Here is a 6554-nt window from a genome sequence, read left to right on the forward strand (position 1 = left end):
CCTTTATTCCGTATTTTTGTAGAAAAGAAATACTTTTCTAACTATTTTCATTATAACAGCGCTTACATTGTTCGTACACTGAATAAACTAACTATTTTGAAAATAGATTCTATAGCCCTTGTTTCGTATAGGTATTTCATCGAATACTGGGGGCTGGCTTCATACCTATTTCCGGTTATTTGGTTTTTCTTTCCGCCTGAAGGGGTAAAGAAACTAAAATATGAAAAAATGTGGTCAAACGCCACATTATCTTACTAGGAGGGATGAACATGGAACAAAAGCTGCAGACGCTGGAAAAAGAAGCAACGAAGCTTCAAGACCGAATTCGAGAGTATAAAGGTCAGATTTCCGCTGTTATGATGACAAGCAGCGCTCATCGTTCCCGGGATCTCGCCCAGCGCGCCGTAAATGAAGTGTCCGATCTCCGGCTTCAGGTACGCCAGAACGAGTCACGGCTCAATCAGGTTATCCGCGAAAAGCAGTCTCTCCAGCGGACACTGTTGGATCGCCTTCACCCGTCCGGAATAAAACGTATCTGACTTCCTGCTTACTGCCCAACAGAAATCATACTTACAGCTGTCCAGCGATGTCGCCGCCGGGCAGTTTTTTCGTTGCAGCATTTACTTTTGAGCCTGCAGCCTGGCCCTCCTGCTGCCTCTGATGAAAAGTTATTGCCCGAAGCTTCCAACTTTTCATCCTGAGGCTAAACTTTATCATCCTTCGTCCCAAACTTATTATTCTCAGGCTGAAACTTATGTTTGCTATCATTCTCCGTTCGTCATAGCGAATATTTTATCATTCTTCCCCTTAATCTTTTCATTCTCAACCCTCAACTTATTATCCTCCGGCCGCCGTAATCAATTTCTCCAGCAAAAAAGCCGGCATTTAACCGGCTTTTCCGCTTATTCGGTTCTGTTCTTCTGCTGATTAATCCAGGCTAAGACGGCATCTCGCAAATAAACAGCTGCTCCTTCTGCACAGGCATCATAATAGGCTTGAAACCGCTCATCATCGGTGTACATGCGCACGATACCGGCATGCGCTTCGAGCGAATACGTTTCCCAGCTGAACGTCAGCCACTTCCGGTGCAGCATAGCAGCCTGCCTCCCGGCTTCTGAGTCCGGGTTTCCGCTCGCTGATTCTCTCGCTAAAATGGCGAACAGCTCCTCCTCTGTTTGCTGCATCTGTTCGTAATCTGCTTTACTCATTTGTTTCCATGCTTCGTTCGCCTGCTCAACTGCCGCTTCCCCATATTTTTCCCGTACCTCATCGCCGTACATCGCTTCGTTCTCCGCCATTTTCCTTCGTTTAAATCCTTCAAACCGTTCTTCTGCGCGCATAGCATTCCCCTCCAGTTCGTTCCTCATCGTATAGAGTATGTTTTCCAGACGCTCTTTTTCATCCTCCAGGCGCTTCATGTGATCGGTTAAAACCTGCCGCTGCAGGGCTTCTGTCTGATCAAGAATACGCCTGATCTCTGCTAAAGACAGATCCAGCTCGCGAAAAAATAAAATACGCTGCAGCCGCGCCAGATCGGGTTCCTCGTACTGACGGTATCCATTATCTCCCCGCTTCGGAGTCAGAAGCCCTTTCTGTTCATAAAACCGCAGTGCACGCGGACTGGCTCCCGAGAGCTCCGCCAGCTGCTGAATCGTCCAGCTCATGTCGTATCCCTCCCTTCTTTCTTCAGTTTGTCGTATAACGCTGCGTCAAGGTCAACCATGAAACAGTAGCTTCTTTTCGCAGAACGTGGTAATCTTTTTACAAATTAACGGATCATGGGGAGGTGAGCAGATGCAGGAGCGAATCGTTTGTGAAAAGAGGACATATTCTTCGTGGGTGCAGACGCACGAGCATGCATACGGGCAGCTGCTGTTTCCGCTGGAGGGGTCCCTTCATATTGACATTAACAACCAGGAATCAATTGTGCGTGAGGAATCGTATTTTTATATTCCTCCGCAGTGGAAGCATACGTATTTTTCTCCTTCATACAACGAATTTCTGGCGTTGGACATTCCGCCCGGCTATCTGCCTCCGAGCTATGATGCAGTCACATACGAATGGCTGGATGAAAAGTGGAAGGCGCTGCGTTTTCTGCTGCTGGAAGAGATCCGCCAGGACAACCGGACGATTACGGAATTGACGAAATATATTTTGGCCCAGCTGCAGACGGCGCCGTCCCCTTCTCTCCAGTACATTCACGAGCATTTCCGGGAAAAGATTCCCGTCGAAAAACTCGCGCAGCTGGAGCACTATCATCCAAGTCATTACATTGAATGGTTCCGCCGTCGTACCGGCACGACCCCGTATGCCTATATCACCGGTCTACGGGTGGAAGAAGCAAGGCGGCTGCTAACGTGGAGTCCCTATTCAGCAACGACGATCGCCGTTGAGCTCGGCTTTGAAAACCTGTCCTCGTTTTCGCGCTGGTTCACGGCAAACGCCGGCGTTTCTCCTCGTCAGTTCAGGCGAAGCCTGACAATAGATAAAGATCACCCGACTAATAGATAAACTTCTGCTCCCTTTTTTTCCTACGATGAACGTATACAGGAAAAGGAGGGAGTTTTATGTTTGTCAAACTGGCACCATTTCTCATTCTGAGCGCGGCCCTGCTATGGGGAACGACCGGAACCGCTCAGTTTTTAGGACCGGACAACACGTCCCCTCTTTCGATCGGCGCCGTCAGGCTGTTGATCGGCGGATTGTTTCTTATCACAATCGCAGTCGCAGCAGGCCGATTCCGGCTTTCCGGCTGGCATATGCCTTCTGTGTTAACTGCAGCCGTCGCCATGGCATGCTATCAGCCGTTCTTCTTCTCCGCTGTATCTCTGACCGGTATTGCGGTTGGTTCGGTCATTGCCATCGGCAGCGCCCCGATATTTGCCGGATTCATGGAGTGGCAGTGGCGCAAGCGCCGTCCAACAGCGGTCTGGTGGATTTCTACCATCCTTTCTGCAGGCGGATGCACGCTGCTCATGATCAATCAGTCCGCGATCACCGTTCACCCTGCCGGCATCTTCACTGCACTCGGAGCCGGCTGCTCCTTTGCACTCTATACGATTGCGAGCGAACGCCTCGTGCACGAACAGCCGCCGCTTGCGTCCGCGGCAGTCGTATTCAGCCTCAGCGGCCTGATGCTCGCACCGCTTCTTATCTTTACCGATACGAGCTGGATTCTTTCAGCTGCCGGATCCTTGACGGCTCTTCATTTAGGCATCGCAGCTACCGGCATCGCCTACGCATTATTCGTTACCGGCTTACTGCATACCACGTCATCCAACGCCGTGACGCTCTCACTTGCAGAGCCGGTGACAGCTGCCCTGCTCGGCATCTTTTTTATCGGGGAACAGCTGCAGGCGCTTTCCTGGGCCGGGCTCTTCCTTGTTACCGTCGGACTTGCTGTGCTCGTCCTGCGTCCGTATTACCCTGCTATCCTGCGGAAGCTCCGCCGGCATCAGGCATCAGCGCCGGTTTTTCTGGGGCGGCATCGATAGCGGACGGAAAATGTGATCGGTTTTCTCCCAGCCAAGCTCCTCTGCCATCAGCTTAAAGGAGCTTGTTAAAAAAGTCTGGACATCGCTGCCTCTGTAAAAGGCTTCACTCAAGGAGGCATCATACCAGGCGTCCTCCGGCTCCAGCGTGCCGGATGTCAACTCCTGAAATAAAAACGGATATGGAAGCACGAAATAGGTTGGCTCGTTCACCTGCTCATCGCCTGTCCAGAACCCGAATTCAACAAACTGCTCATCGAAGGCGCCTTTTTCAATAACTTTGTCTTCAGGGAATGGTTCGTACTGGTCGCTGACGATCAGGCCCGACACATCAAACGTACCCCAGAAAAGCGCTGGCATGACTTTTCTCGTGCGAAGAGGGGCCAAAAACGCAGTCAGCTCCCGCTCTGCATGCTGAAACAGCCGAAAGCCGGCAACAGCGAGCTCCGGATCATACGTAAACACGTCGGTACAAGATTCGAACGGGGTGACATAGGTCATTTCCTGCGGCTTTGTGAAGATGGATACAGGGCAGCCGAACTGTTCCAGCGCAGCAGCAAGCTGCCGGTAATAGGACTGAATGGTCGTCCCATCCTTCAGCGGAATGATCGCGCGCTCCCCTTCGCAGGTCACGATGATTTTGTGCTGCAGAACATTGAGTTCAATCGAAAAACAGCTTTCGTTATGATATAGCCTGCCCGTCGAAAAGCCGCCTGGCGTCAGCGGAAGCGTTACGTGCGCCCACTGCGGCTGCTGCTCTGCCATTTCCAGACGGACTTTCCCGAGAATCTGCGACAGCAGATGCAGCGTCATTTTTGTGTCCTTCCAGTCTTCGTGTTTTAATTGATGCATGTTTGTACCTCCTCATCGTTTTTCCGTGTCTGTACGCTTCCACTGTCTGCTGAACTGTTTCGAGATTCGCTGGCAACTTTCCTGCTGAGAGCACGTATAATAGAAGGAAAAAGGAGGCGATTCCATGCATGCAGAGATCCATGTATTTATTGCAGTCAGCCTAGACGGCTATATCGCATCAGAAGAAGATTCAATCGAGTGGCTGTTTCGTCAGGAGCAGGGCGGCGATACGGGATATGAGACGTTTTACGAAACGATTGGAACGGTTGTGATGGGCCGCCGCACCTATGAATGGATCAAGCAGGAGATGACAGAAGGGTTTCCTTACGCTGATAAGCCGTGCTGGGTCCTTTCCAGAACGGTCCAGGCCGTATCGGATGCGAAAGTGTCCCGGCAGTCACCGACCGATCTCGTGATGGACCTGAAAAAGTCGGCAGAAAAGCCGATCTGGATCGTTGGCGGCGGTGAGGTCATCCGCGAGCTGCTCGAAGCCTATCTGATTGACCGTTTTCAAATAGCCATCGCACCCGTACTTATCGGCCGCGGCGTGCGGCTGTTTTCGGAAGGCGATTACGAGCATGACCTCGTATTGGAAGGCACCCGCCAGTTTGATGATTTCATTGAATTGACGTACCGGCGGAAGCAGTCATAAAGCATAGTGCTGAATTTGGTGGGCTTTTTATGTGTTCTGTTCAATGGGTTTTGTTCTGCAGGTCTTCGACTACTTGCCGATCGTTCCCTTTGCAAAGTCCTTGCTTCAGCATAAAGTGTCTTCAACCATAAAAAAGCGCCCCGAAATGGAGCGCTCCTTTCACTATTAAACCGTCGTTTTCCGTCTTCCAGTGACCAGGAAGGTCCCTGCTGCTGCAAGTGCAATACCAATGCCTATCCAAAGCGGATAGGAGGTTGCCGTCGCTGGCAATTCATCGCCGAGTTCGTCTTCTAAAACATCTTCCAGATCATCAGCGGCAAGCGCTTCTTCCGGAACGTCAAAATCCTCGACGCCATTGAAGTTATGGAAGGAAATCGTCATCAGCTGTTCGATCGACGCCGTCATGCCGTCGACGTCCATCTCCAGCGATAAGTCGATCAAGGCTTCTGTCACATAATAGGTTTCAGAATCGATATGAAGCTCATAGAAGAAGTCCTCGATCTCCATCATCGCTTCCATCTCTTCGTGCATACCTTCCATATCCCCGTTCATGTCGTCCATGTCGTCAAACGCCTCCGCAAGATCTTCGAAATCATCGGCATCCCCTGTGTATGTCAGTACATAGTAACCATCTTCTTCGGAGACATCGAAATCATCCGCCCATGCTTCCGTATCTCCGAGTGAATCCTGTGCCATCATGGCATCATCCATCCCGTCATCAAGGCGGATCCATCCGCCTTCCCCATCTTCCTGGAAGAAGCCTTCATCCGTCCAGTAGGATAGCAGCGTTTCCTCTTCTCCAAGCTCCGGTATGATGGTAGTCGTTTCCTGACGCAGTTTAAACGGATCGACGATAATATCCTGCTCAATTACCGACTCTGTCGTAAAGTCTTCCCCATTTTCCGAGATCGTCTGTTCCAGCTCAATCGTGCTGGAATAGCTCTCGAGGCTGTCCATCGCGTCGTTGGACTGTGCCAGAATATCTGCTGCATCTCCATTGGCTGACACGGCTGCCGGCGCTGCGAACAGCACGGCTGCGCTCATGCAAATAACTGCTTTTTTTCATCAAATCCCGCCTTTTATGTATAATAACCGTGGCACAACTGGCATCCCTTTTCCACTTCCTTTCACATGGAAATGATAAACTTCTTTTTTCCAATTAAGGAAATGATAATCCTTTTTTATTTTGGAGGCTTAGAGGGTACAGCCGTTTTCTTCCTTTTTGAGGATGATAGACTTGAAAAGCTGCTTAACGAGAAAAAAAGCTTACACAACCGAGCGCAAACGTAACACAAGACCGGCTGAAAGCAACACTGCATCGTTCGAGTGTAACTCACGCTACTCAACAGACCGTTATAACGAACAAAGCAACTTAAGCAGCCGCAAATGAAACTTAAGGACGTTCAAAAACAACTTTCCCGCTTCTCTCAAAAAAAGGGGCTGTCCCATAAGTCGATATTATCGACGGGACAGCCCCTTTTTTATGTGTAGAAAAAATTTATAGAAGGAAACAGAAAAAAATCGCCGAACCTGTGTGTAAGCGACAAAACCAACACCAC

Annotated in this window: 7 protein-coding genes; 4 read left to right on the forward strand and 3 right to left on the reverse strand. The window is 50.2% G+C overall.

The genetic code is table 11. The annotated features are described in order from the left end of the window. Positions 1-269: 269 nt before the first annotated feature. Positions 270-539, forward strand: a complete 270-nt coding sequence (locus HCN83_RS16860; protein ID WP_168009431.1) for a hypothetical protein — start codon at positions 270-272, stop codon at positions 537-539. Positions 540-902: 363 nt separating this feature from the next. Here the strand turns inward: HCN83_RS16860 and HCN83_RS16865 are convergent, their stop codons facing one another. Then, positions 903-1664, reverse strand: coding sequence for a MerR family transcriptional regulator (locus HCN83_RS16865; protein ID WP_168009433.1), 762 nt, complete (start codon positions 1662-1664; stop codon positions 903-905). Positions 1665-1794: 130 nt separating this feature from the next. On the opposite strand from HCN83_RS16865, the gene HCN83_RS16870 reads away from it, so the two are divergent. Together HCN83_RS16870 and HCN83_RS16875 are read left to right on the forward strand one after the other, a co-directional pair. Continuing rightward, positions 1795-2511 (forward strand): AraC family transcriptional regulator, encoded by a 717-nt coding sequence (locus HCN83_RS16870; protein WP_168009435.1) that lies wholly within the window; start codon positions 1795-1797, stop codon positions 2509-2511. A gap of 56 nt (positions 2512-2567) precedes the next feature. Then, the gene (locus HCN83_RS16875) at positions 2568-3494 is read left to right on the forward strand and encodes a DMT family transporter (RefSeq protein ID WP_168009437.1); all 927 of its coding nucleotides are present in this window, start codon (positions 2568-2570) and stop codon (positions 3492-3494) included. Here HCN83_RS16875 and HCN83_RS16880 read toward each other — a convergent pair. Further along, positions 3462-4343, reverse strand: a complete 882-nt coding sequence (locus tag HCN83_RS16880; RefSeq protein WP_168009439.1) for a DUF5996 family protein — start codon at positions 4341-4343, stop codon at positions 3462-3464. The genes HCN83_RS16875 and HCN83_RS16880 overlap by 33 nt on opposite strands. A gap of 124 nt (positions 4344-4467) precedes the next feature. Between HCN83_RS16880 and HCN83_RS16885 the strand changes: the two genes are divergently transcribed. Beyond that, on the forward strand, positions 4468-4995 hold the full coding sequence (locus HCN83_RS16885) for a dihydrofolate reductase family protein (RefSeq protein ID WP_168009441.1): 528 nt from the start codon (positions 4468-4470) through the stop codon (positions 4993-4995). A 165-nt stretch (positions 4996-5160) separates the two neighbouring features. On the opposite strand, the gene HCN83_RS16890 is transcribed toward HCN83_RS16885, so the two are convergent. After that, positions 5161-6027 (reverse strand): DUF6612 family protein, encoded by an 867-nt coding sequence (locus HCN83_RS16890; protein WP_168009443.1) that lies wholly within the window; start codon positions 6025-6027, stop codon positions 5161-5163. Positions 6028-6554: the final 527 nt, after the last annotated feature.

The sequence above is a fragment of the Alkalicoccus luteus genome (assembly GCF_012034335.1).
In the GTDB taxonomy this organism is placed as follows: Bacteria; Bacillota; Bacilli; order Bacillales; family Salisediminibacteriaceae; genus Alkalicoccus; species Alkalicoccus luteus_A.